This is a genomic window from Roseibium sp. JB4-4, assembly GCF_055693425.1.
This window is the reverse complement of the sequence record NZ_CM146333.1, coordinates 3771694-3795097: the sequence shown is the minus strand read 5'-3', so window position 1 is coordinate 3795097 and position 23404 is coordinate 3771694. Positions and strand designations below refer to the sequence as shown.

General features: G+C 55.4%; 24 protein-coding genes. 8 read left to right on the top strand and 16 right to left on the bottom strand.

What is annotated here, in order from left to right; genetic code table 11:
• The first annotated feature begins 3 nt into the window (after positions 1-3).
• Positions 4-897 carry a DMT family transporter gene (locus tag ACZ1HV_RS17900; protein ID WP_298817236.1) on the top strand — a complete coding sequence of 298 codons (894 nt, stop codon included), beginning with the start codon at positions 4-6 and terminating at the stop codon, positions 895-897.
• 23 nt (positions 898-920) lie between these two features.
• On the opposite strand, the gene ACZ1HV_RS17895 is transcribed toward ACZ1HV_RS17900, so the two are convergent.
• The 6 genes from ACZ1HV_RS17895 to ACZ1HV_RS17870 form a co-directional block, all read right to left on the bottom strand.
• Complete coding sequence (locus ACZ1HV_RS17895) at positions 921-1916, bottom strand: LacI family DNA-binding transcriptional regulator (RefSeq protein WP_472715902.1); 996 nt, start codon at positions 1914-1916, stop codon at positions 921-923.
• Positions 1917-1989: 73 nt separating this feature from the next.
• Positions 1990-2916: a ribokinase gene (rbsK, locus tag ACZ1HV_RS17890; protein WP_298817240.1), complete on the bottom strand. Its 927-nt coding sequence runs from the start codon at positions 2914-2916 to the stop codon at positions 1990-1992.
• Complete coding sequence (gene rbsD, locus ACZ1HV_RS17885) at positions 2913-3305, bottom strand: D-ribose pyranase (protein WP_472715901.1); 393 nt, start codon at positions 3303-3305, stop codon at positions 2913-2915. Before rbsD ends, rbsK begins: the two co-directional genes overlap by 4 nt.
• Before the next feature lie 14 nt (positions 3306-3319).
• Positions 3320-4318 carry an ABC transporter permease gene (locus tag ACZ1HV_RS17880; RefSeq protein ID WP_298817244.1) on the bottom strand — a complete coding sequence of 333 codons (999 nt, stop codon included), beginning with the start codon at positions 4316-4318 and terminating at the stop codon, positions 3320-3322.
• Positions 4315-5883, bottom strand: coding sequence for a sugar ABC transporter ATP-binding protein (locus ACZ1HV_RS17875; protein WP_472715900.1), 1569 nt, complete (start codon positions 5881-5883; stop codon positions 4315-4317). Before ACZ1HV_RS17875 ends, ACZ1HV_RS17880 begins: the two co-directional genes overlap by 4 nt.
• A 79-nt stretch (positions 5884-5962) precedes the next feature.
• The gene (locus ACZ1HV_RS17870; RefSeq protein WP_298817249.1) at positions 5963-6883 is read right to left on the bottom strand and encodes a sugar ABC transporter substrate-binding protein; all 921 of its coding nucleotides are present in this window, start codon (positions 6881-6883) and stop codon (positions 5963-5965) included.
• Between the two features lie 599 nt (positions 6884-7482).
• Between ACZ1HV_RS17870 and ACZ1HV_RS17865 the strand changes: the two genes are divergently transcribed.
• Positions 7483-8571, top strand: coding sequence for an HD-GYP domain-containing protein (locus tag ACZ1HV_RS17865; protein ID WP_298985342.1), 1089 nt, complete (start codon positions 7483-7485; stop codon positions 8569-8571).
• A gap of 38 nt (positions 8572-8609) precedes the next feature.
• Here ACZ1HV_RS17865 and ACZ1HV_RS17860 read toward each other — a convergent pair whose 3' ends face one another.
• From ACZ1HV_RS17860 to ACZ1HV_RS17835, 6 genes are all read right to left on the bottom strand, one after another.
• Positions 8610-9128 (bottom strand): DinB family protein, encoded by a 519-nt coding sequence (locus tag ACZ1HV_RS17860; protein WP_298963655.1) that lies wholly within the window; start codon positions 9126-9128, stop codon positions 8610-8612.
• 5 nt (positions 9129-9133) lie between these two features.
• Complete coding sequence (locus tag ACZ1HV_RS17855; RefSeq protein WP_298817255.1) at positions 9134-9808, bottom strand: carbonic anhydrase; 675 nt, start codon at positions 9806-9808, stop codon at positions 9134-9136.
• A 109-nt stretch (positions 9809-9917) separates the two neighbouring features.
• A complete protein-coding gene (locus ACZ1HV_RS17850; protein WP_298817258.1) occupies positions 9918-10229 on the bottom strand; it encodes a P-II family nitrogen regulator in 312 nt (103 codons plus the stop codon).
• Positions 10230-10239: 10 nt separating this feature from the next.
• Positions 10240-11229 carry a sodium-dependent bicarbonate transport family permease gene (locus tag ACZ1HV_RS17845; protein WP_298985338.1) on the bottom strand — a complete coding sequence of 330 codons (990 nt, stop codon included), beginning with the start codon at positions 11227-11229 and terminating at the stop codon, positions 10240-10242.
• A gap of 195 nt (positions 11230-11424) precedes the next feature.
• Positions 11425-11805 carry a hypothetical protein gene (locus ACZ1HV_RS17840; protein WP_298817262.1) on the bottom strand — a complete coding sequence of 127 codons (381 nt, stop codon included), beginning with the start codon at positions 11803-11805 and terminating at the stop codon, positions 11425-11427.
• 193 nt (positions 11806-11998) lie between these two features.
• Positions 11999-13996, bottom strand: coding sequence for a protein meaA (locus tag ACZ1HV_RS17835; protein ID WP_298817264.1), 1998 nt, complete (start codon positions 13994-13996; stop codon positions 11999-12001).
• Between the two features lie 390 nt (positions 13997-14386).
• Between ACZ1HV_RS17835 and ccrA the strand changes: the two genes are divergently transcribed.
• The gene (gene ccrA / locus ACZ1HV_RS17830; protein ID WP_298817266.1) at positions 14387-15682 is read left to right on the top strand and encodes a crotonyl-CoA carboxylase/reductase; all 1296 of its coding nucleotides are present in this window, start codon (positions 14387-14389) and stop codon (positions 15680-15682) included.
• Positions 15683-15870: 188 nt separating this feature from the next.
• Entirely contained in the window at positions 15871-16407 is a 537-nt protein-coding gene (locus ACZ1HV_RS17825; protein ID WP_298817268.1) for a CAP domain-containing protein, read from the top strand.
• Positions 16408-16445: 38 nt separating this feature from the next.
• Here ACZ1HV_RS17825 and ACZ1HV_RS17820 read toward each other — a convergent pair whose 3' ends face one another.
• Positions 16446-16859 carry an SH3 domain-containing protein gene (locus ACZ1HV_RS17820; RefSeq protein WP_298817270.1) on the bottom strand — a complete coding sequence of 138 codons (414 nt, stop codon included), beginning with the start codon at positions 16857-16859 and terminating at the stop codon, positions 16446-16448.
• A gap of 240 nt (positions 16860-17099) precedes the next feature.
• Here ACZ1HV_RS17820 and ACZ1HV_RS17815 point away from each other — a divergent pair, with 240 nt between their 5' ends.
• Positions 17100-17591 (top strand): hypothetical protein, encoded by a 492-nt coding sequence (locus ACZ1HV_RS17815; RefSeq protein WP_472715899.1) that lies wholly within the window; start codon positions 17100-17102, stop codon positions 17589-17591.
• Between the two features lie 38 nt (positions 17592-17629).
• On the opposite strand, the gene ACZ1HV_RS17810 is transcribed toward ACZ1HV_RS17815, so the two are convergent.
• On the bottom strand, positions 17630-18364 hold the full coding sequence (locus ACZ1HV_RS17810) for a glycoside hydrolase family 25 protein (protein WP_472715898.1): 735 nt from the start codon (positions 18362-18364) through the stop codon (positions 17630-17632).
• Between the two features lie 303 nt (positions 18365-18667).
• On the opposite strand from ACZ1HV_RS17810, the gene ACZ1HV_RS17805 reads away from it, so the two are divergent.
• Together ACZ1HV_RS17805 and xth are read left to right on the top strand one after the other, a co-directional pair.
• Complete coding sequence (locus ACZ1HV_RS17805) at positions 18668-19561, top strand: alpha/beta hydrolase (protein ID WP_298817277.1); 894 nt, start codon at positions 18668-18670, stop codon at positions 19559-19561.
• 116 nt (positions 19562-19677) lie between these two features.
• The gene (gene xth / locus ACZ1HV_RS17800) at positions 19678-20487 is read left to right on the top strand and encodes an exodeoxyribonuclease III (protein WP_298817279.1); all 810 of its coding nucleotides are present in this window, start codon (positions 19678-19680) and stop codon (positions 20485-20487) included.
• On the opposite strand, the gene ACZ1HV_RS17795 is transcribed toward xth, so the two are convergent.
• Positions 20477-21451 carry an NADPH:quinone oxidoreductase family protein gene (locus tag ACZ1HV_RS17795; RefSeq protein WP_472718467.1) on the bottom strand — a complete coding sequence of 325 codons (975 nt, stop codon included), beginning with the start codon at positions 21449-21451 and terminating at the stop codon, positions 20477-20479. The genes xth and ACZ1HV_RS17795 overlap by 11 nt on opposite strands.
• 172 nt (positions 21452-21623) lie before the next feature.
• Here ACZ1HV_RS17795 and ACZ1HV_RS17790 point away from each other — a divergent pair, with 172 nt between their 5' ends.
• Entirely contained in the window at positions 21624-22169 is a 546-nt protein-coding gene (locus tag ACZ1HV_RS17790; protein ID WP_298985330.1) for an RNA methyltransferase, read from the top strand.
• A 211-nt stretch (positions 22170-22380) separates the two neighbouring features.
• Here ACZ1HV_RS17790 and ACZ1HV_RS17785 read toward each other — a convergent pair whose 3' ends face one another.
• Positions 22381-23136, bottom strand: a complete 756-nt coding sequence (locus ACZ1HV_RS17785) for a phosphoribosylaminoimidazolesuccinocarboxamide synthase (RefSeq protein ID WP_472715897.1) — start codon at positions 23134-23136, stop codon at positions 22381-22383.
• Positions 23137-23404: the final 268 nt, after the last annotated feature.

The window sequence follows — 23404 nt, the reverse complement described above, 5'->3', positions numbered from 1 at the left end:
GCAGTGTATATTTACGAAGCCGCCGCGCTAGGTGCCGCTGCGCTCTGGGCGCTTACCGGCCTTCTGTCGGCAGCCCCGGCTCAGCATCTCGGCGCCATCGCCTTCAACACAACACGCATGCTGCTCGTCACCATCATGTTGTGTCTTTGGGTGGCCCTGACCAATGGCTGGGGTTCCATTGGCAACGACCATCTTTTGCCGCTCATCCTGTCCGGATTTGTCGGGATCTTCATGGGTGATACCGCCCTCTTCCTGACGCTCAATCGGATGGGGCCACGGCGGACTGCCATGCTGTTTTCCCTGAACGCTCCCATGTCGGCCATTCTCGGCTGGTTGCTTCTGAACGAAGACCTCACCTTTCTTCAGATATCCGGGATCGGGTTGATTTTTCTGGGGGTCCTTCTGGCCATCCGCTTCGGCAAGAGGAAATCACAACTGCACAAATGGGAAAGCATCAAGGGGCCACTCTGGATTGGGGTCCTTCTCGGCCTGGCCGCTGCTCTTTCTCAATCAATCGGATCATTGATCGCTCGCCCGATCATGGAGGCAGGGGTAGATCCGGTGGCGGCGTCCAGCCTACGGGTCGGGACGGCCGCGCTTGGCCTGGTTCTGTTATCCAGGCTGCCCTATTCCTGGGTAAAGCCTGCCGGAAAGTTCACGCTTCCTGTGGTCGGTGTGGTCGCTCTCTCCGGTTTCCTCGGCATGGGTGTCGGCATGACGCTCATTCTGTTTGCGCTCTCTGGAGGAGACGTCGGCATCATTGCAACCCTGTCAGCGACAACCCCGGCACTTCTTTTGCCGATGATGTGGTGGCGCACCAAGGAAGCTCCCGCGCTTGGGGCCTGGGCTGGAGCCGGGCTGGTGATTGCCGGGAGTGCGTTGCTGTTTGCAAGTTGAGACCGCGACCAACGAAGTGTTTCTCAAGTCCCGGCAGGGACCGGCCCGGTTGATTCCCGTTCGACAACATCGCCTGCGATTGCCATGTCTTTCAACGAGGCCTTTGACTCAAAAATCTGTTCAATTGCCGAAACGGCAAGCGCTTCAATCGGCTGACGAAGGGTCGTCAGTCTCGGAACCACCAACGAAGCCAAAGTGATATCGTCGAACCCGGCCACTGACAGATCTGCCGGAACGTCAAGCTTCAGATCCCGTGCACAGCGAAGAACACCTATGGCCTGCTGATCGCTGGCTGCGGCAATGGCTGTCGGCCGCTCATTGACCGACGTCTGGCTGAGGATCTCACGGCCAAGCTCTTCGCCTGAATCGTAGTCGAACTGCCCCTCGAAAACCGTCAGTTCCATGGGATCCCCAGATCTGGAAAGAGCTTTGATACGGCTGACGAAACCCGCGCGCCGGCTCCGGGCAACGTCCATGCTCAAAGGACCTGCGATATAGGCGATCCTTCTGTGGCCAAGTGCATGAAGATGGTCCGCGATTTTTTGAGAACCGTCGAAGTGATCCGTGGCTATCAGCGGAAATTCCCCGAAACGTCGGTCCAGTGAAACAATCGGCACATCGGTCGCATCAAGACTGCGCCCATCCGCTGTTGCAACAACAATGACACCGCAAACGGCTCTGTCGAGGAGTGCAGCAATCTGCGTCTTCTCCGTATCGGCATCGTCATGCGAGTTGGCAACCATCACGGAGTGGCTGCGTTTGGCCGCCTCCATTTCGATATTCTTGGCGAGTTGGGCAAAAAACGGATTGGTGATGTCAGGCACGACAAGACCAATGACATCGATACTGTTGGTGCGCAGTGCGCGTGCGGCGAGATTGGGCTTGTAGTCAAGCTCCTTCATCGCAGCCTGCACCTTCAGCCTGAGCGGGTGCTTAACAGTCTCGTTCTTGGCCAATACACGCGAAACAGTACCAACGGACACCCCGGCCTTCCTGGCGACGTCTTTGATCGTTGGCATTTCCCGCAGCACTCCTTAACCCCTTCTTTCCTTGAAGCATTCCTGAGCCTGCCAATCAAGCGCCGCCTTAAATTCAGGCGAAGACCGGGTCGCGGAAGTTCTCCAGCTCCAAGCGGGTCGGAAGTGAAAGCGAGGCTCCCTTGCGTGTCGTCGCGATCGCGGCCGCACGCAGTGCGAAGGCGATAGCATCGCTCATGGACGCCCCCTCCGCCAGGCAGGTTGCAAGCGCACCGTTAAAACAGTCGCCGGCGGCAACCGTATCAATGGTTTTCACCTTGAACGCGGGCAGCGATCCCTGAGTTCCGTCGAATGACCAGGAAACTCCGAGATCGCCCATTGTCACGATGGCACCGCGCAACCCCATTTTCCCAAGCGACAAAGCGGCCCTTTCGCCGTCCTCCAGCGTTTTCGGCTGCGCGCCCAGCAACAGTCCGGCTTCGTGCGCATTCGGTGTGAGAACGTCGAAAGAGGTGAATATCTCCTGCTTCCACGCAGGGTCCGGCGCGGGAGCCGGGTCCATGATCACAAGAGATCCAGCTGCGCGCGCGATACGCGCAGCTTCCAAAGACGCTGGCAATCCGATTTCGTTTTGCAGCAGAAGCACACCACTTTTTCGGATGACTTCTGCATGAAGCGCCACTTGCGCCGCCGAAACAGATCGATTTGCACCGCCGGACAGACGGATCATGTTGTTACCGTCCGGCCCGACATCGATAAACGCAAGACCGGTCGAAACATTTGGGATTTCACTCAGGCGAGAGCGAACACCGGATCGAGAAAGCTGCGATTTGGCATCCTGGCCAAAGCCGTCGCCGCCAATCGCCCCCACAAGAGCGACGTCGGCACCGAGCCGTGCCGAAGCTACGGCCTGATTGGCACCCTTTCCACCAAGAGAAGACGTGGTTTCACGAACCGCAACGGTTTCACCAACGTCCGGCCAACGATCAAGATAGCTGACCAGATCGATATTCACGCTGCCGACAACTGCTACAGGTTTCAAAACGGGACCCCGCTCGTCAGGAGTATGTTGGCGTAAGGTGTAAATTCACCGGTGCGGATGATCGCCTGAACCTGACCCGACCTGCGCTTCAGCTCTACATGAGACAAGCGCGAAATCGTGACATCCTGCCGGGTCTCCAAAGACCACTGATTGATTTCCTCTTGCATGAGGGCAGACATCTCAGCCGATGCTTCTTCCGCCCATATGGCACTTTCGATCACAAGTTCGGTGCGCAACGCCTTGAGGAGGTCCAGAAAACCCGGCACACCTTCACTGACAGCAAGGTCAATAACTCTGACGCCTTGAGGAACAGGAAGACCCGCGTCTGCGACAATGATTTCGTCCATGTGACCAAGCGAGGCGACCAGTTCGCTCAGATGTCGATTCAATAGGGCTGTCCGTTTCATTTCGAGGTGTACTTTGCACGGTAGTAATCGAGAACGACGGCAACGATGATGACAACGCCCGTAATCATCTGGCGCATGAAATCTGACAGTCCGATCAAGATAAGCCCGTTCGCAAGAACCCCGATGATGAAGGCCCCCAGCAATGTACCGATGACCGATCCCCGCCCGCCACTGAGGCTTGTGCCTCCGATAATGACGGCGGCGATTGCGTTGAGCTCAAAACCGATACCGGCAATCGGACTGGAAATATTCAAGCGGGCCATATAGACGATCGCGGCAATTCCGGCGGTAAAACCGCAGATGGTAAAGGCCGCAACCTTGTACCAATAGACCGAGTGCCCGGCGAGGCGAACGGCTTCTTCATTGTTGCCGATGCCATAAAGAAGTCGTCCGAACACTGTGAAGTTCAGCACGAACCAGGCAACAAGAACCAGGAAAAGCGCAACCAGGAACACCACGGGAACGCCATAGATCATGGCGGAGCCGAATTCCTCGAAAGCATAGGGAAACGAATAGATGGTCTGAGCGTCAGAGACCTGCAGCGCCGCTCCACGGGCAATGTTGAGCATTCCCAAGGTAATAATGAAGGACGGCAAAGCCCAATAGGCGCTGATGACACCATTGATCATTCCGCAGGCAACACCGGTTAACGTTGCTGCGACGATTGCCAGCGCGATTGCCTCTGCAGGACCAAAGCCCGGCAACGTAATCGCCTTTCCAGCAACAACTGCTGCAAACGCCATCACCGACCCCACGGAAAGATCAATCCCCCCTATGAGAATGACAAAGGTCATACCGACGGCGAGCACCAGGTTGATGGTAATCTGGGTCAGAATATTGGTGATGTTGTTCGGTGTCAGGAAGTGTTCTGTGAACACTGAGAAGAAGAGAATGAGCGCCAGCAGCGCGAGGCCGATGCCCGCATTTTGCAGAACGTTGCGCACGGAAAATCTTGTGGGTTTTGGCATGGTTTCTGAAAGGGTCTGCGTTGTCATTGCTTCTGTCCTCCGGCCTGCCGGGCCTGGCCATAAGCCAGCTTCAGGATGTTTTCTTCTGAGAATTCGGGACGCGTGAGCTCTCCCTGGATTTCATGTTCGGCAAGAACAAGTATCCGGTCAGCAAGCGTCATCAGCTCTGGCATCTCGGAGGACACCACAAGCAAAGCGACGCCTTCTCGTGCCAACTCTTTCAAGATTGCGTAGATCTCGGCTTTGGCACCGACGTCAACGCCGCGGGTCGGCTCGTCCAGCAACAGCACTTTCGGATTGCGCGCGAGCCACTTGGCGAGAACGACCTTTTGCTGATTGCCGCCTGAAAGACTGGACACCGCATCGGATATTCTGCCGTATTTGAGTTTCAACCTCGCGCCGCCATCGCGTGAGCGCCGGTTCTCTTCTGAAAATTGCAACAATCCGGACCTGGAGACGGCACCCATATTGGCGAGCGATATGTTCGCGGCAATTGGCATATCAAGGATCAGGCCCTCATCCTTGCGATCCTCGGTGACGAAGCCGATACCAGCAGCAATCGCGTCGCGCGGGCCGTTGAAACGCACTTCATTGCCGGCCTGAAGAATGCGGCCGGAACGGATTGGATCAACGCCGAAGATACCTCTGAGAATCTCGGTCCGACCGGCACCGACAAGCCCTGCGATGCCGACTATCTCACCGTAACTGAGATCGAACGAGACACCTATTTCCTTCGGGTTTGCTTGCGTGCAAAATTCATCAAGTCTGAGAGCAAGCTCGCCTGGCACGCGATCCGGATCTGCTTCGTTCGTGGTTGCAGCCAGCTGCCGGCCGACCATTTTCTGAACCACGCCATCGGGCGTGGTGTCCGAAATGCGATCCGTCCCGATGGAGACGCCGTTTCTGAAAACCGTGACGCGGTCACAAATCGCAAACACTTCATCAAGGTGATGCGATACGAAAACGACCGTAACGCCCTCAGCCTTGATCGACGCGATGATATCGAACAGACGTTTGGTTTCCCGTTCGGTCAGCGTTGCGGTCGGCTCATCGAGAATCAAGATCTGGCTTTTGCATTGCAGCGCCCGTGAAATTTCAACGAGCTGCCGGTGAGCGATGCCAAGAGAACTGACCGGTGCCTTGACATCAACATCCGTTAGCCCGATGGCGTCAAGCGCCAGCCTTGCCCTCCGGTTCATTTCCTGCTTGTCCAGAAGGCCAAAACGGGTCGTTGGCATCCGTTCGACGGAGATATTTTCAGCAATGCTCAAATGGTCCAGCAGATTGAACTCCTGGTGAACCACCTGAACTCCAAGCTCCTTCGCAACGTGCGGGTTAGCAGGTCGGTAATCCTCTCCTGCGAGGGATATGCTGCCGGAATCGTAAGGGAAGACACCGGACAGAATTTTGATGAGTGTGGATTTGCCGGCTCCATTCTCGCCAACCAGGGCATGCACTTCACCCTTCAGGAGCGAGAAACTGACCCCATCAAGCGCCTTGACCCCACCGAAGTGTTTCTTCAATCCATCTACGGACAGAAAAGCAGGGATCTCGGCCGGATCGGGCACGGCTGCAAGCGATGCGGCTGCCATAATGTGTCCAGTCAACTTGCTTTGGAAAAAGAGCCGCCCCCGCCCTAAGGCTGACCAAGCGGGGGCGCATGGAGATCGCTTAGTTCGCGGTCACCAATTCGATCGGGGTCTTCACCCAGCCTTCAAGCTGAGGTCCGCCCTTGACCACTTCGAGAGCGAGGTCGATGGAATTCGCCGCCATGTCCGTGCCGAACTGGTCGACGGTTGCAAGCATGCGTCCATCGGAGATCATCGGCCCGACGGCGGGAATGTTGTCGAAACCGACCACGACGATGTCGTCGCGCCCCGCGCTTTCCAATGCCTTGACCACACCAATGGCCATGGAATCGTTCGCTGCCATTACACCTTGAATATCCGGATGTGCCGTCAGCATGTTGGAAAACACGGAATTTGCTTCCTCTGTCTCCCAATGAGCGGTGCGGCTGTCGAGAAGATCAAGTTCGAACTCAGCCACGGAGGCTTCAAATCCGAGGCGTCTTTCGTTCGCGTTGTCCGCACCGGGATTTCCTTCGATGATGACAACCTTGCCGCCGGCACCCAGTTTTTTGCCCAGCGCGTCGCCAGCCAGTTTTGCTCCACCGCGGTTGTCCGGCCCGACAAAGGCCAGTTCAACATTTTGCTGTTTTTTGGCCTCTGTATCCAGGGCCACGTCAAAGTTGACGACAACAATGCCGGCTTCCATCGCCTTCTTCAAAGGGCGAACCATTGCGCGGGAATCTGCAGGTGCCACCACGATCGCATCAACACCTTGGGTGATGAAGTTTTCGACCGCATTGATCTGCGATTCAAAATCTGTCTCATTCTGCATTCCAACGGCCAGCAATTTGTAGTCGCCGCGCTTTTCCTCATGAGCCTGAGCACCGGCCATCATGTTTTGAAAAAACTCGTTGGCGAGAGACTTCATGATGAGGCCTACAACCGGCTTGTCATCGGCTTGAGCGGTTCCAGCAAGCAAAGCGAGACCGGTCGCTGCCGCGGCAGCGATTTTCAATAACTTCATGATTTTCCTCCCAAAAAAGGTAACGCCTTTTCACCTCGGGCTGCTGAGGCGAATTGGCTGATTAAGCAAAACACGGGTCTTGGGATACGTCAATATGAAACGTTTCATTTTTTTGAATGCATTCATTTTAAACGAGAATTCGCGTCCCCTTCTGCTCGGAATCGTTCATTTCGGGATCTGGATCTGCTTAAGAAGCGAAAAATCTTTGGGTTTGATACACACGAAATGAGCAGGTGCCTGACATTGAATTTCGGCATAACGCGGTTGCCTCATTTCAGACGAGCCGCCTTCGCGTGATTGTAGCAAACGAAGGAAATGGTCACCGCCCACATTGAGCGGCGGCAGCCATTCGACAGGAAAACCTTTCGTCAAAGGCACAACTCAATTTGCTGCACCGCAACCAAAAAAATTGAATAAATGAAGTATAAGAACACCCATATTAGGCAATTTTGACAAGTATACAGATAAAGGAAAGGCTCCAGCTTGGGCAGATCAATAATAAATCGGCACTCTCAGAAGCTTTAACTCCACTAATTGTTTTTTTACGAAAACAGAATACAAAAAATGTCCGGTATTTCTCGCGGAACAAGTAGTTTTTCATGAAACGAGTTTTTATTGCAGCTGAGAACCCAAGGTCTGTTCCGCAGCAATTATTGCAGATCACCGCCGTTTATCCGGCCGAGTTGGTGTCTTACGACAATCTTCAGTCCCTTTCCTTCGAAAGCCCTGCGTTGCTCGTCGTCGATCTCGGAAACATGACGCGCAACAGTCTCAGTCGGCTCAAAAGTCTCAGTAACACTCCAATTTTGGAAAAGCTTTGTGTTCTCGACACCAAGAGCCGCCATCAGGTGTTTCAGGCGCGGGAACTCGGCATTTACAACCTGGTGCACAGGGACGATTTCTCCTCATTGCTGGTCAAACTTCGCGAATTGCTCGGCAATTACGCGAAACCGAATTTGGGAACGGAGTGTTCCGGCCAGATTGGAAGTGCAGTCAATACCGCCTGCTCTGCGCTCGATCAGATGTCACAGGCGATCCTGAATGATGCGCCTCTTCCTGTCCCCAAACTTGCAAGAAGTGCAGTGGATATTACCAACACGATATGCACTGAAGGGCTCGACAATTGGCTTTCCGCCGTTCAGCAGCACCACAGTCACACCTATTGCCACACCATGATGGTGACGGGACATGCAGTCAGTTTCGCAAAAGCTCTCGGCCTGCCTGAACAGAAGCAATACATGCTGGGTCTTGGCGGACTTGTCCACGATCTCGGCAAAGTCAGGATACCCTTGTCGATCCTCGACAAACCGGCAAAACTAAACGCCGAGGAACGCGATCTGGTCAACAAACACCCACGTTTCAGCCAGGAAATACTACGTGGACGCAAGGAAGTTCCAAAGGATGTGGTCGACATGGCCGTCTGGCATCACGAAATGCTCGACGGCTCAGGATACCCTGACGGCCTCAGCGAAGAGAGCATTCCGGATTCGGTTCGCATGGTCACGATCGTCGACATCTATTCAGCGTTGACCGAAAAACGCGCCTACAAGGACAGCTACAGTCCACGGCAGGCATTTTCCATCATGTCGGAAATGGGTAACAAACTCGACCAGCAGCTTCTTCGCACGTTCCGAAAGTCGATTCTCAGTACAGATCTCGGTGCCTTGCGGCGAACCGCCGCCTGTTAGCCGTATGGCCTTCAGAATTACGTATTCAATCTCTTTTGTTAATCGGAATATTCGCCAATCAGGTCTGGCATAAAGGGCAGATCGGTTACGCCAATATCTATTCCGGCTTGGAACAACAGGGTCGATAATTGGCCCCGGTGATGTGTCTGATGATTGAACATGTGTGTCACCAGCAGCCAGCGTGGACGCCGGCGGGTCTTGCGATCTGTCACACTCGTCCATTCAAGTGTACCGGAGAGCCAATCTTCTGACAGCTCAGCCGTGAAGATATTGATATCTTCGCAGATCTGAAGGTGAGCGGCCTTAAGTTCGGCGAAATCATCGAAGAGATCGACCCCCATTCCCTTGATATCATAAGGTCGGCCGGTAAATCGCCGCATCCAGACCCTGTCTGCAAACAGGAGATGGTTGAGCGTGGAATGCACGGACCGAAAAAACGCACCTTTGTCCGCCTTTCGCTCCGCATCACTCAGATTGCCTGCTGCCTCATAGGTCTTTTGCGTCATCCATCCATTATAGGCGGCCAGGCGTCGAAATAGCTTCGGATCAATCTGCATGAAGGTCAGTGGCCTGCTGATTTCGCGACCACTTTGATCGGTGGATGCTCGACCTCTTTAAAGCGCTGGCTGTCTTCGTTCATTACCCGAAGTTCACCGGAGCCGATATCGAACCAGGCACCGTGGAGCCGCAAGGTTCCGTCCTGAACAGCTTTTTCAATGAATGGAAACGTCATCAGGTTTTTCAGCGACTGGCGGATCCCGGCATATTCCATGGCCAATTGCGGATCGTCGGCCTGGTCGAGAGGCATACACGCCATGGCGATGGCAGCAGGTTCCAGCAACTTGATCCAACGGCCAATAAACTGTCCTGTTTCCATAGGCGCATTGGCATGCTCGCGGAACGCTTTGACACCACCACACTGTCCATGGCCCATAACGACGAGATGCTTGACCTTGAGGCTGCCGACCCCGAACTCGATTGCCGCACTGGTGCCGTGCTGGCCTTCTGTGTCCTCATAAGGTGGAACGAGATTGGCGACATTGCGCACAACAAACAGCTCACCGGGGCCCATGTTGAAGATACCTTCAGGAGTCACACGGCTGTCGCAACAGGAAATGACCATCACTTCCGGTTTTTGACCGTAAAGCGCGAGCCTTTCGTGGGTTTCACGATTCCTCACAAACCCCTTGTTCAGATAGCGTTCGTAACCATCCAGCAGATGCTTGGGCAAGCTCAAATGCCGATCTCCCGATTTGCGCCGCCAAAGTAGCAGCTTGATCAAAAGACCCTTTTATCAGCTTCCTGAAACGAAAAAATCCGATGATATACGTATATTACCGTATAAATCAGAACCGCTCGGCTCGCAGCACCGAGCAATCTGTCACTGTAACAACACCGATGTGCCGTTCCACGACGCCGAAGGCTGCTTCCAAAAGCGCATCCAACCGATCCGGCCGGATGATGCAAATAATCTGGATCATGCCGCCAGCGCGCGAAACCTGGCCCTCGCGGCTCCATCGCCCAGACCGTCCGCTGCCGCCCATAACCGGCAATATCGTATAGCCTGTTACACCAGCTCCATCCAGAGCGTCAGTCAGCCGCGTTTCCATCGGTGCTTCGATGGTAATCTCGACTCTTTTCGCGTCTTTCATTTCCATGGCGACATCCTCAAATGACCTGGGCAAGCGATAGGTATAGCGGAATACCGATCGTCAGATTGAATGGAAACGTAATGCCGAGCGACATGGTCAGGTAAATTGACGGATTGGCTTCGGGCAAGGCCACCCTCATTGCCGCCGGCACCGCAATATAGGACGCTGATGCACTCAGCGTCATAAGCAATACCGTGCCGCCAGTGGAGAGGCCGATCATGCTGGCAGCGACCAGCCCGGCAAACGAACCAATGATCGGCATGACAATCCCGAAAAGGATCAAACCAGGGCGCAGATAATGTGCACTTGACCTGAGGCCGCGGCCAGCGACCAGACCCATATCCAGAAGAAACAGGCACAGCACACCTTTGAAGGGAGCAACAATGAAGCTCTCGATTTCCGACAAGCCTTGCGGGCCCGACAGGAATCCGATCACGAAGGACCCAACCAGCAACACGATTGAACCGTTAAAAAGGATTTCCCTAAAAAGCCCCTTGGAATCCTGCGCCCGGCCTTCATTGGCCGCCTGTGTTGAGAACCTTGCAGCAAGCCACAGGGCCGACAGGATCGCGGGCGCTTCCATGACGGCAGCAACGGCAACCAGATAGCCTTCGCTGGCGATGCCCTGACTTTGCAGAACCGACGTGGCCGCGACGAATGTCACGATCGAAATCGATCCGTAGTGCCCTGCGACTGCCGCTGCGTCCAACGCATCAAGCCGCGTCATCACGCGTAGCAAGCCAAATGCAGCAAACGGCAAAAGGAACGACAGGATCAATCCGGCGATCAGCGACAAGACCAGCGTGGCGTCGACGCCATGATCGCTGACACTGACCCCGCCCTTGAAGCCGATCGCGAACAGCAGATAGATAGACAGGGTTTTTGCAGCTGCCTCCGGCACCGAAAGGTCGGAGCGGACAAGGGCCGCGGCCAGGCCAAGAGCAAAAAACAGGATGATGGGCGACAACAGGTTTTGTGCCGCCAAACTCAAAATCGTATCGACCAAGACCAACGCGCCCCTGCTGCGGCCAAACCTCAATACGAATCGAGGTTTGAACCAAATCTGCCCCACCTTTAACGCCGCAATTTGCGAGATACGTAGGATTACTTACCTGCGACATAGCCGCTCGGCCGTTGGGACGCAAGTGGTGGGCGCTTAAGCTAAGGGGTGATCAACTTCCTGATGGGTTGCGGCACTGGCTCAAGTCGCAACATTGACTTCGTGCGGTAACAGGTCCGTGTCGCCATGGTCTTCATAGGCATGGCGAATGTTTTCCGCCGGCAATCGGTCCACAGGTCCGCGAAGAGGGCTGACGGGGCCATGATCAACGCTTGGTTCCAGGGCACTTAAGGCAGCCGCACGATAGGCGGCAACGCCGTCAAGCGCATGGCTGTCAACAGGGTGAGACTCGACAAGAACCGCCGGGTCGTTCTCAGACCCTTGGGTTTGTGTTTCATGGCGCTCTGCGGTGTTACGCTTCTTTCTGCGGTCGTAGCCGGTGCCGTCACCGTCGCGGTCCGCTGGATACTCTGTCGCATGCGCCACGACCTGGGCCGAGTGCGGCCGCTCAATCGTCGCCATTCCGGCCTCCTGGCCATTCAGAGAGAGTTCGCCTTCTGGCAAACCCTTCCGAATATCTCAACAAAGAGTTAACAAAGCTTTACGTTAAGTTAACTCGTTGTTTCAGATAGGACAATAGCCGGTCAAACTTCAGGTCGGACGTGAATGATCCGTATGCGTTTCGAAGCGCCCGAATTGTCACGCCCTGCTTGGCCTAGGCGGCCTCATCCGCGCGCGTTCCGACAATTTTCACCACGTCGGCCATGATGTCGGTTAACTGGAAATCCTTTGGTGTGTAGACCGCTGCAACGCCCATGGCTTTCAGTTGTGCACCGTCTTCATCTGGAATGATGCCACCCACCACAACTGGAATGTCATCCGCACCCGCTGCACGCAACTTTTCCATCACATCACGCACCAGCGCCATGTGAGACCCGGACAGGATCGACAGACCAATAACGTGGACATCTTCCTCGACTGCCGCATTGACAATTTGTGCAGGTGTCAAACGGATACCCTCATAGACCACTTCCATACCGCAATCCCGTGCACGCACGGCGATTTGTTCTGCACCATTGGAATGGCCATCGAGACCCGGCTTGCCGACAAGGAATTTCAGCCGCCGCCCGAGCGTCTTCGAAACGACGTCCACATCACCTCGAACCGCAGCGAGATCACCGGCTTCATCGCGCACGGCCTGACCGACACCGGTCGGAGCGCGGTATTCTCCAAAGACTTGGCGAAGCGTCCGGCCCCATTCGCCCGTGGTGACGCCGGCCTTGGCGGCTGCAATCGAGGGCTCCATGATGTTGCGACCTTCCTGGGCTGCAGATTTCAGCTCTTCAAGGGCACTCTCAACAGCTGCATCGTCGCGCGCGCCACGCCAGGCCTCAAGCTTCTCAATGGCCTCGTCTTCAACATGTTCAGGGACAGTCAGGATCGCACCGTCTTCACCTGTTGCCAGAGGCGACGGTTCACTATCCGTCCAACGATTGACACCGACAACCACTTGATCTCCGGCTTCAATCGCGGCCAATCGGGCGGAGTTGCTTTCCACGAGCTGCCGCTTCATGTAGCTTGAATCGACCGCCGCCACGGCACCGCCCATCGCATCGATCCGGGCGAGCTCTTCACGGGCCTCCGCTTTCAGCGCTTCAACCTTTTTCGTGATCTCCGTCGATCCGTCAAAAATGTCGGCATATTCCAGAAGGTCCGTCTCGTAGGCGACAATCTGCTGCATTCTCAGCGACCACTGCTGGTCGAACGGACGTGGAAGACCGAGCGCTTCGTTCCATGCCGGCAATTGAACCGCACGCGCGCGCGCGTTTTTGGACAGCACGACCGCGAGCATTTCCAGAAGAATGCGATAGACGTTGTTTTCCGGTTGCTGCTCGGTCAAGCCGAGAGAATTGACCTGAACGCCATAGCGGAAACGCCGGTAGCGCTCCTCCTCGACACCATAACGTTCACGGCAGATCTCATCCCAGAGCTCGGTGAATGCACGCATCTTGCACATCTCGGTGACGAAACGCATGCCTGCGTTGACGAAGAAGGAGATCCGGCCGACCGCTTTTGGAAAGTCTTCTTCGGGAATGGCACGGCTTGCCTTCATGGAGTCCAGAATGGCGACGGCCGTGGCAAGTGCAAAGGACAATTCCTGCACCGGCGTGGCACCTGCCTCCTGCAAGTGATAGGAGCACACATTCATCGGGTTCCACTTGGGCATGTTGGAATAAGTCCAGGCGATTACGTCCGTTGTCAGCCTGAGGGACGGTGCCGGCGGAAACACATACGTGCCGCGAGACAGGTATTCCTTGATGATGTCGTTCTGAGTTGTGCCTGACAGGAGTTTCCGGTCAGCTCCCTGTTCATCAGCGGCGGCAATGTAGAGCGACAGAAGCCAGGGCGCGGTAGCATTGATCGTCATGGACGTATTCATGCGATCCAGCGGAATCTCGTCAAAGAGCGTACGCATGTCGCCAAGATGGGCAACCGGCACGCCAACCTTGCCGACTTCACCGCGTGCCAGCTGATCATCAGGGTCATACCCTGTCTGCGTCGGCAAATCGAACGCAACAGACAAGCCGGTCTGCCCTTTAGCGAGATTGCTTCTATAGAGTTTGTTCGATTCAGCGGCTGTTGAATGACCCGCATAAGTCCGGAAAATCCAGGGCCGGTCCCGCTCCTGCCCCTTTTCACCTGTTGCGCTCATTCCGCTTTCTCCTCCGTGATTGACCGGCTCGCAAGACTACACATGAATTCCGTTCGCCTGATCAATCCTCAATTGGCCCAACACCCAGACCGTATAGCCACGATCAATGAGCGTTCTAAGGCATTCTCCAGCCTGTTTTTTTCGCAATCGGCAACACGGCTTTGGCTGACTTACGCCACCCCGCAATCCGTGGACCCGAAATTACGCGCTTGCGAAATTTTTCTCTCGCAATGCAAAATATGCTTGGCATCAAAACGCAAGTTAAGCAATAGTCGAATAGATGTACGCGTCATTTTGAACAATAGTTGCGCAAAACCGGGTTTCGATCCAAACGCGCTTTGTGCAATTGCGAAATTACACGGCGACCAAAAATACCCTGGGAGGGGAAGTATGACAGCAGCGTCTGAAGCCAATGACAACCTGACGCGGGGAGAAGCTCCCTTGAAAGATCTTTATGAAGTCGGTGAAATCCCGCCCCTCGGCCATGTTCCCAAGAACATGTATGCGTGGGCAATTCGCCGGGAGCGTCACGGCGCTCCGGAACAGGCAATGCAGCTTGAGGTCGTACCGACCTGGGAACTGGACAGCCATGAAGTGCTGGTTCTGGTGATGGCTGCCGGCGTCAACTACAATGGCATCTGGGCCGGTCTCGGAGAACCGATCAGTCCGTTTGACGGTCACGGAGCCCCCTATCACATCGCAGGCTCCGACGCGTCAGGCATTGTCTGGGCTGTCGGGGACAAGGTAAAGCGCTGGAAGGTCGGTGACGAAGTCGTCATTCACTGCAACCAGGACGACGGCGACGACGAGGAGTGCAACGGTGGCGATCCGATGTATTCCAACTCGCAGCGCATCTGGGGCTACGAAACGCCGGACGGTTCATTTGCTCAATTCACCCGCGCGCAAGCCCAACAGCTGATGCCGCGCCCAAAGCACCTGACCTGGGAAGAAAGCGCCTGCTACACGCTGACCCTGGCAACGGCCTACCGGATGCTGTTCGGTCATCACCCGCATGAGCTGAAACCTGGCCAGAACGTGTTGGTCTGGGGTGCTTCCGGCGGTCTCGGCTCCTACGCGATACAGCTGATAACCGCAGCGGGCGGCAACGCCATCGGCGTCATATCGGACGAAGACAAACGCCAGTTCGTCATGGAACTCGGTGCCAAGGGCGTCATCAACCGCAAGGACTTCAAGTGTTGGGGACAGCTCCCGGCGGTCGGCTCCCCTGAATATGCGGAATGGTTCAAGGAAGCGCGGAAGTTCGGCAAGGCCATCTGGGAGTTCACTGGAAAAGGCAACAACGTCGACATCGTCTTCGAACATCCTGGCGAAGCGACGTTCCCGATCTCAACATTCGTCTGCAAGAAGGGCGGTATGGTTGTGATTTGTGCGGGCACGTCCGGCTTCAACTGTACCTTTGATGTTCGCTATATGTGGATGCATCAAAAACGACTGCAAGGGTCTCACTTTGCCCATCTGAAGCAGGCGTCTGCCGCGAACAAGCTGATGATCGAGCGTCGCATCGACCCTTACATGTCAGAAGTTTTCCCCTGGGACCAGATTCCCAAAGCCCACACCAAGATGTGGAAGAACGAGCACGCGCCCGGAAACATGTCTGTATTGGTCTCTGCCCCAACCACAGGCCTGAGAACCCTCGAAGACGTGCTCGAGGCAGGCAAACGCTAAGACAAAGAGCTCCCCAGAAGGCCATACTAAGAGCCTCATGCAGCCTTGCCAGTCCGCGCAGCGGGCTGGCTTTTTTCCGCGAAATTTGCAACTCCTTAAGGTGCTGCCGCAATTCTGCTCGGGTTTCGCTCCATCACCAGTCGATTGGCAAGCGAATCGCTTCCCTTTTGCGTCTGGAGCATCATTTCGTGATTGATTTACCCAAGGCCCGATCCGTCCTGCAGCTAACCGCCGCCGGCCTCGCTCTCATGATTGTTTCGGCGTGCATGGGTGAACGCCTCCAAACACCGCCATTTTACCAGGATTTGGCAAAGACCGACGGACAGGTCGACCCGGCGACAGCGGCACAAATGATTTCTCAATACCGGATCAACAACGGCCTGCCGCCTGTGACACCGGATGCCCAGCTGACAGGCATTGCGCAAAGCCAGGCCGACGCAATGGCAGCGGCAGGTTCAGTGAAGGCATCGTTGGCTGCCAACCAGCAACTTGCCACCCGCATGAACAGCATCGGAGAGCCCAAGACCGCTGCGGCTGAAAACGTCAGCGCCGGCTACCGGACCTTTGCCGAAGCGTTTTCCGGCTGGCGGGAGTCCCCAAATCACAATCAGGTACTTCTGACACGCGATGCCACGCGCCTCGGCATTGCGACCGCATATTCCGCAAATGCCAAACACAAGGTTTTCTGGTCCCTGGTCATGGCAGGCCCAAGGCCCGCCCAGTAGCGGGCCCGTGTCCTTCGTCTGACGCGTCTTCAAAAGACCTAATAGCGGCGCGGTGGGTAATATGGCCGGTAGGGACGCACGACGGCGGGCGGGCGGCGGTAAATCGGATAATTTCGATTGTACCGTGGGACACCGATATACACGCCTGCGTTCGGAATCGGCCGACCGTAGTAGTTGCCGCCACCGCCATAGTTCAGATAGCGTCCGGAGACCCAACCCTTGGTGTTCGCAAAAGCGGCATCACACCAGCTGAAATTGGCCGTACACCCGAATACCGTCACCGCTCCGCCGTAAGGCACGGTGGTAATAACCGGATAGTTGGTTCCAGGTCCGGCACGCATGTTCAGGTTTGCCGTTGTATAGGCAATCGCCGGTCCGCCGGATTGGGCGGCCGCAGGCCAGGCCATTGCGCACAGCGCCAGGATTGCAAGCGGCAATCGAATCAATGTCATTCTCGTCAGCTCCAACAGGTTCGCCACGGCACTTCATCGATGTGCACCCTCAAAGTGGCGAAACTGTAGCGGCTTAATGACAGATCCGTAAGCTTGCATCGGCCCGCTGGACGGTGTGATTTACGTCCAACACGAGTCCTCTAAGCCCGGGCCCGATTGAGTTTACTTGCATAAAGCGTCAGCTTCGGCTTCATAATCGCCCTTTCCAGACAGGCTGGGCCGGACAGGCAGGGAGGGGCTATGCGCGCGTTATCCAGAAAACTCAGGTCCATCATTTTAAGCGCTGCATTTCTGGCAGCGGCGTCCGCAGCAAGTCATGCATTTGACGGGCATGCGGGATATTACTATCCCGAACCACAGACACGGGAAGTCTATATCTCAGAAATCAAAACAGCTCCCGATGCCAGCAAGCGGTCGCGAGCTGCGTTCGTGGTTGGTCTCGCCACTCTTCAGGAAAAGCAATCCTGGCACCCAGGCTATCATCTGTTCGCAAAAGGCGGAGACCTTGAGAAGCTGATCATCGTCGCGTCCGGAAACGGACAATACGACACGCTGTTTCGGTTGAGAGCGCTGCTTGCTTCGCTCACCTCAAAAGCCCGTTCTACGGAGCTCTTTTCCCGGTCAGATCAGCCTCACGAACTGAACTTCTTTGATTTCTGCAAACTGATTGGCTTCAGTCAGGTGACCGTCAGCAACGGCAAGGACGTGGCGCATCAGGTCAAGATTCGTTAGCGCAGGACCGCCGTCTCCTGCTCTGACGTGCGCAGCCATTAGCGCCGCAGTTCACCACGCAACCAGGCACGGTATTGCGATCTGGTCCCGAAGAAAACGTTCCGGTCAACATCGCCCTTGATCCCCTGGACACGGCCTTCCGCCGTATATTGCCAAAAGTACCAATCATCGCGTTGATCGTAGATGTTGTTGGGATAGTCGGCCACGGACCTCAACCAGAACTGCTCACCCTTGAGAGCTCCAACCAGACGATCGCGGTGAAAATCAACTGATGAATAGATAACCGGTCGCTTGCCGTAGTGTCTTTCCATTTCATCAAGGAAGATCTTCATGTCCCGCACGATCTGTTCACGAGGGGGACGAGTGGTACAGGTTTTGGAATGAGCATTCCATTCCATATCAAGCACGAGCGGAATTGCCTGAGGGTCGACAGGAACAATTTCTTTCACCCAGGAAATCTGCTCTTCGACCGGGCGGCAGAAATAATAGAAATGATAAGCCCCCCGCGGAACACCTGCCTTGCGTGCCCCGATCCAGTTGTCCACGAAGCGCGGGTCGACATGGTCCCCGCCCTCGGTGGCCTTGATCCAGGCAAAGGCCGCCCTTCCGGATTGTTTCACTGCCACCCAATCGATATCTCCCTGCCAGCGGGAGATGTCGATGCCGTGCACCGCATAGTCTTCAGGCGTTGGATCCGGGAAATCGTAAGCTGCACAAGAGCTTAGAAAAATGAACCCAAAGACAGAACAAATGGACTTGATGAGTGCCAGCACAACATCCTCGGCAAAGTTAAGAAAGACTTTCCATCACCGCCCAAAATGCGCGGGATTTCCTAACGGAGTGTAGACGAATTCACGATTTCTGCGCACAAACACGTATCAACTTTCAACCCGAACCGCGATTAATCGGAGATTGCGGCAGATCAGAGTCCAAATTGACCCCTTCTGGCTTTTTCCGTGCACAGGCTTTTTAGAGTGCCGGTTTTGTCAAAGAGTTGCCCTTCTCAAGGCTTCATCGAGTTAGATTTGTATTTGATTCCCATCCCGCCCCCGTGCGTTTGAGAGACAACACACCCAATGACCAATTCAGTCAGCCAGAAAATTCGCGCCAGCCTGATCCGGTCACCGGTCCAACCGCAGCTTTCATTGGAAGAGGAAAGACGTCAGTGGGAAGACGCGGTTCGCGACGACGTCATTGCGGAGGGTTGCTCGGAAAAAGCGGAGGAGATCGCGGGCACCAGATGTCTTTGGCTACTGCCGGACAATCCTCAAAATGACGACATACTTCTCTATGCCCACGGCGGTGGACTGGTAACAGGCGCCATCGAAACGCATCGGGTTTTCTGTTCGCAAATTGCCGTTGCACTGAACCGGACCATCCTGCTGGTCGGCTACCGACGGCTGCCCGAACACCAGGCAACTGCCCCACGAGACGATTTTTTGGCCGTCTATTCTCTTCTCATCAACGAAGGTACCAACTCAGACCGGATAGCCTTTGCAGGAGACAGCAGTGGTGCAACTGTGGTTCTTTCCGCTTTGGTCAGGCTGCGCGAGAAAGGAACGGACCTGCCATATGCCGCCGTTTCACTCTCAGGAGCCTTTGACACATCACTTTCCGGCGAGAGTTTTCAAAGCAGAGCGGAAGTCGACCCGGTCCTGTCACCCGAAAGTCTGATCGACTGGCAAAAACACTTTATCGGCAGGATCGATCTGGCTGACCCGGTGATTTCTCCGCTCTTTGCCGAACTCCACAACCTGCCGCCGTTTTTGCTTCTCGCCGGCGATCATGAACTCTGGCTGAGCGATTCCGTTCGTATGGCAGAGCGGCTCAAGGCTCAAGGCACCGACAGCTCGTTGTCGGTCTACGCGGACATGTGGCACGTCTGGCCAATGTGGCCGGAGCTTCCCGAGACCGCCAAAGCGTTTCTGGAAATTGACCGCTTTCTCACCAGAACACAGCAGTTGGTGTAACTTTCGGCGCTTCGCTGCCTTGATGCAAAGCGACGTCATTCAGAACCTGAATTCGTTTGCACTTGCGCGCCGAATCCTTATGTCTTGTCGAACCTCTAATCTTTGGCAGGACTCTCATGAGCGAACGGCTGAAACTCGTCACCTGGAACATCAATTCCGTCCGGCTTCGTATGCCGATCGTGGAACAGCTGATTGAGGAAGTTTCGCCTGATGTGATTTGCCTGCAGGAAACCAAATGCCCGGACGCCAATTTTCCGGAAAATGCGTTTCGCAAGGCTGGTTACGAGCACATGGCGATCAACGGACAGAAGGGTTACCACGGCGTAGCAACAGTCTCCAGGCGCCCGTTGAGCAACGTTGAGAAGCGCGATTTCTGCAATGTCGGCGACAGCCGCCATGTCGCCGTGGATGTCCCCTTCAATGGCGCTGCCATGCGTGTGCATAATTTTTATGTTCCGGCAGGTGGTGACGAGCCAAACCGGGACATCAATCCAAAATTCGGCCACAAGCTTGATTTCATGGCTGAAATGCAGTCGTGGCTTCAGGGTGTCGAGACAGCGCGTCCGGCGGTACTGGTTGGCGATCTGAATGTCGCCCCCTATGAACACGATGTATGGTCGCACAAGCAGCTTTTGAAAGTTGTCTCCCATACCCCGATCGAAACCGAGCTTTTTGAAAAACTACGCGAAACCGGGGGATGGCTCGACGCCATGCGCCAATTCACACCGCTTGAAGAAAAACTCTACACGTGGTGGAGCTACCGAGCGAAGGACTGGTCGAAGGCCGACAAAGGTCGTCGACTTGACCATGTTTGGGTGTCTGAGCCACTTGCCCCGCACATTAAAAGCACTTCGGTGCTACGCGACGCTCGCGGCTGGGAGAAGCCATCGGATCATGCGCCAGTGATTGCCGAATTCACATCGTGACAATCACTTTGCCGCGCACACGGCGCGCCGCGATTTCGTCAAGCGCGGCACCGATGTCCTCAAGCGGATAGGTGCCGTGAATATGTGGCTTCAGCTTGCCCTCCTGCACCCAGGCGAGCAGTTGATGCATGTTCTTTCGATGACCCTCCGGGTCCCGGTCGATTGCCGCTCCCCAAAAAACACCCATCACGTCGCAGCCCTTGAGCATGACGATGTTGAGTGGAATTCTTGGGATGTCTCCCGCTGCAAACCCGATAACCAGAAAGCGGCCTTCCCATGCGGTTGCCCTTAAGGCCTGTTCCGAAAGGTCCCCGCCAACCGGATCGTAGACGACATCAACACCCGTTCCTCCAGTCAGATCCTTGAGGCTTTCCTTGAGCGGCTGCCGCGAATAGTCGACGGTCAGTTCTGCACCAAGCGTCCTGGCAAAGGCCAGCTTTTCCTCCGAGGAGGCACAAGCGATCACCTTTGCACCCATGACCGAGGCAATTTCGACGGCGGCCTGGCCAACGCCCCCGGATGCGCCAAGAACCGCGACGGTCTCCCCGGATTTCAGATTGGCGCGGTCGCGATAGGCGTGCAGTGTCGTGCCATAGGTCACGATCAGACCGGCGGCCGTTTCAAATGGAATCTCTTCCGGCAAAGGGACGAGATCCATCGCAGGCACCGCAATCAGTTCCCGAGCCGCGCCCCACCGCATATACCCCATGACACGGTCGCCAGGCGTGAAAGCGGTCACATTCTCGCCAACCTGCTCGACAATTCCGGAAAACTCAGCGCTGGGAGAAAACGGCATCTCCGGCTTGTACTGGTACTTTCCCTTTATGATCAGCGTGTCGAAGAAATTCAGCGCGCAGGCCTTAACTCTCACAACAACCTCACCGAGCCCGGCATCAGGCGCGGCGATGTCCTCAACAACAAGACTGGACGGTGGACCAAATGACTTGCAAAGACAGGCTTTCACGACAACCCCTATCATCCAGATATCGGCAGAGTACAAAACCTCCCCTGCCCAACATTTCGCTACCCTAGCAAGCGTCCGGGCCAACAGATATTGGCATTCTGGATAAAGCACACCTTCAAAGCCGGAAGAAATTCCGGTATGAGGCTGCCAGTCGAAATCAGCGGACAAACGGATGCGCGGATACTTTGCAGTCGGGGCCGAAGGCCTTTCAAAAAGAATGAACCTTGGCACGCTGATGCGTTCGGCCCATGCATTTGGTGCAAATTTCTTCTTCACTGTTGACGCTGACAAGAAACTTCGCGGTGCGCCCCCGTCAGATACGTCCAAAAGCCCCGGCCATCTCCCGGTATTCAATTGGGACAGCGTCGACACCATGGATCTGCCACGCGGGTGCCAACTGGTCGGTATCGAACTGACCGACGATTCCATCGATCTGCCGAGCTTCGGCCATCCACTTCAGGCAGCTTATGTCCTTGGTCCCGAACGCGGCTCGCTGTCACCGCACATGATTGAACGCTGCGATCACCTTGTGAAGATCCCGACCAAGTTCTGCATCAACGTTGCAATGGCTGGTGCAATTGTCATGTATGACCGCCATCGCGCACTCGGCCGCTATGCCGACCGTTCACTTACCGCCGGTGGCCCAAAGATGGAGCGTCCCAAACATGTCAGTGGTGGGCCGGTCATGAGATCGGGTCGCAAGGTTCCCGGCACCTGACGGTGCCTCCTCCAGGATACTCTGATCTGCAGGTAGATTTCGCATCGGGATCAAAAGAGGCGGCGGCAAGCGGTTTTTCTGCTGTGAAGTCAGAGCCACGGGCCCGACCGCTATGCGACCGAGAATTGTCCGTTTGGCCTAGAACCTGTGAGCGTACCGTTACCCGTTTCCATTTGTCCGTTCATTCAAAACATCGGAATGCTTTTTCGGGTCAATTCATTTGCCGCTTTAGAGCGGCAGCGGCAGAATCCAGCTTGAACCTGCGGGCAATTTCCTTGTAGCCCTCAAGCCCGGTGCCCTCACCTTGAAAAGCAAGGCTTGAGTCCAGAGCCTTCCCCGATCTGATATCCTGAAGCGTCATGACATCAGGGTTCAATTCAGAGACAAGCATGATCACCGGGTCGCCATCTTCTTCATCGAAACGGGCACCAAACTCCATCCGAATATCGACCAGCTGCACCCCAATTCCGAAAAAAACACCGGTCAGCAGATCGTTCAATCTCAGCGCTATATCGTTGATGACATTGATTTCTTCAGGCGCGACCAGATCAAACGCTGTGAGATGGCTTACGGAAACACGGGTGGGTTTCTTGCCGAGCCTGTCCGGACGAACAAAGAACTCCAGCAGCGGTTCGGGAAAACGATAATTGGGCTCCAGACCAAAATCCGACACGAGGTCACCTGCCGCCAGGTTGCGAACGACAAGATCGAACGGAAGCTGCTCCGTCTCGTAAACTGCCTGCTCCTGCTTGCCTGCACGTGACGCGTAGTGGGTCTCAATGCCCTGATCTCGCACAAACTCATGCAAGTGGATCGAAATGGTGTTTGCCAAAGCCGCCTTGCCCGGAATGCTTTTCATTTCCAAAGCCGGATAGGTCAAGGCAATGTCGGAGACTTCAACGACCGGTCCCTCGGCCAAATTTTTGAAGATCCGGATATCCTCGAGAAGAGTGTTATCGTTCGGCAACTTCAGCCTCCCAATTCTTGAAGTACTTCATACTTATCCGGGCTATTTGGCCGAGAATTCCAAGCTGCTTGGGGCCAGGAACGAGCAAAACCCAAGTGTTGTCTTTGAAGCGGCAATCCATATTCAGTGTCCGGACCCAGAGCACTCGAGAAAAAAAGCGCCGCAGACCGCACTCTCCACTCCCCTGACGGGCTGGTTCCAGTCCAGCGCAACGTCTGAGAAAGTTGTCCGATCAAGGAGGTCGGAAAAATCGGACAAACCTGACTGA

What these genes read in the sequence shown, in the direction of transcription:
- ACZ1HV_RS17860 (WP_298963655.1), bottom strand. Translation starts at nt 9,128, where the DNA reads ATGCAGATTGATCCGAAGCTATTTCGACGCCTGGCCGCCTATAATGGA.
- ACZ1HV_RS17895 (WP_472715902.1), bottom strand. Translation starts at nt 1,916, where the DNA reads ATGCCAACGATCAAAGACGTCGCCAGGAAGGCCGGGGTGTCCGTTGGT.
- ccrA (WP_298817266.1), top strand. Translation starts at nt 14,387, where the DNA reads ATGACAGCAGCGTCTGAAGCCAATGACAACCTGACGCGGGGAGAAGCT.
- ACZ1HV_RS17835 (WP_298817264.1), bottom strand. Translation starts at nt 13,996, where the DNA reads ATGAGCGCAACAGGTGAAAAGGGGCAGGAGCGGGACCGGCCCTGGATT.
- ACZ1HV_RS17880 (WP_298817244.1), bottom strand. Translation starts at nt 4,318, where the DNA reads ATGACAACGCAGACCCTTTCAGAAACCATGCCAAAACCCACAAGATTT.
- ACZ1HV_RS17805 (WP_298817277.1), top strand. Translation starts at nt 18,668, where the DNA reads ATGACCAATTCAGTCAGCCAGAAAATTCGCGCCAGCCTGATCCGGTCA.
- xth (WP_298817279.1), top strand. Translation starts at nt 19,678, where the DNA reads ATGAGCGAACGGCTGAAACTCGTCACCTGGAACATCAATTCCGTCCGG.
- ACZ1HV_RS17865 (WP_298985342.1), top strand. Translation starts at nt 7,483, where the DNA reads ATGAAACGAGTTTTTATTGCAGCTGAGAACCCAAGGTCTGTTCCGCAG.
- ACZ1HV_RS17875 (WP_472715900.1), bottom strand. Translation starts at nt 5,883, where the DNA reads ATGGCAGCCGCATCGCTTGCAGCCGTGCCCGATCCGGCCGAGATCCCT.
- ACZ1HV_RS17870 (WP_298817249.1), bottom strand. Translation starts at nt 6,883, where the DNA reads ATGAAGTTATTGAAAATCGCTGCCGCGGCAGCGACCGGTCTCGCTTTG.
- ACZ1HV_RS17820 (WP_298817270.1), bottom strand. Translation starts at nt 16,859, where the DNA reads ATGACATTGATTCGATTGCCGCTTGCAATCCTGGCGCTGTGCGCAATG.
- ACZ1HV_RS17815 (WP_472715899.1), top strand. Translation starts at nt 17,100, where the DNA reads ATGCGCGCGTTATCCAGAAAACTCAGGTCCATCATTTTAAGCGCTGCA.
- ACZ1HV_RS17840 (WP_298817262.1), bottom strand. Translation starts at nt 11,805, where the DNA reads ATGGCGACGATTGAGCGGCCGCACTCGGCCCAGGTCGTGGCGCATGCG.
- ACZ1HV_RS17850 (WP_298817258.1), bottom strand. Translation starts at nt 10,229, where the DNA reads ATGGAAATGAAAGACGCGAAAAGAGTCGAGATTACCATCGAAGCACCG.
- ACZ1HV_RS17790 (WP_298985330.1), top strand. Translation starts at nt 21,624, where the DNA reads ATGCGCGGATACTTTGCAGTCGGGGCCGAAGGCCTTTCAAAAAGAATG.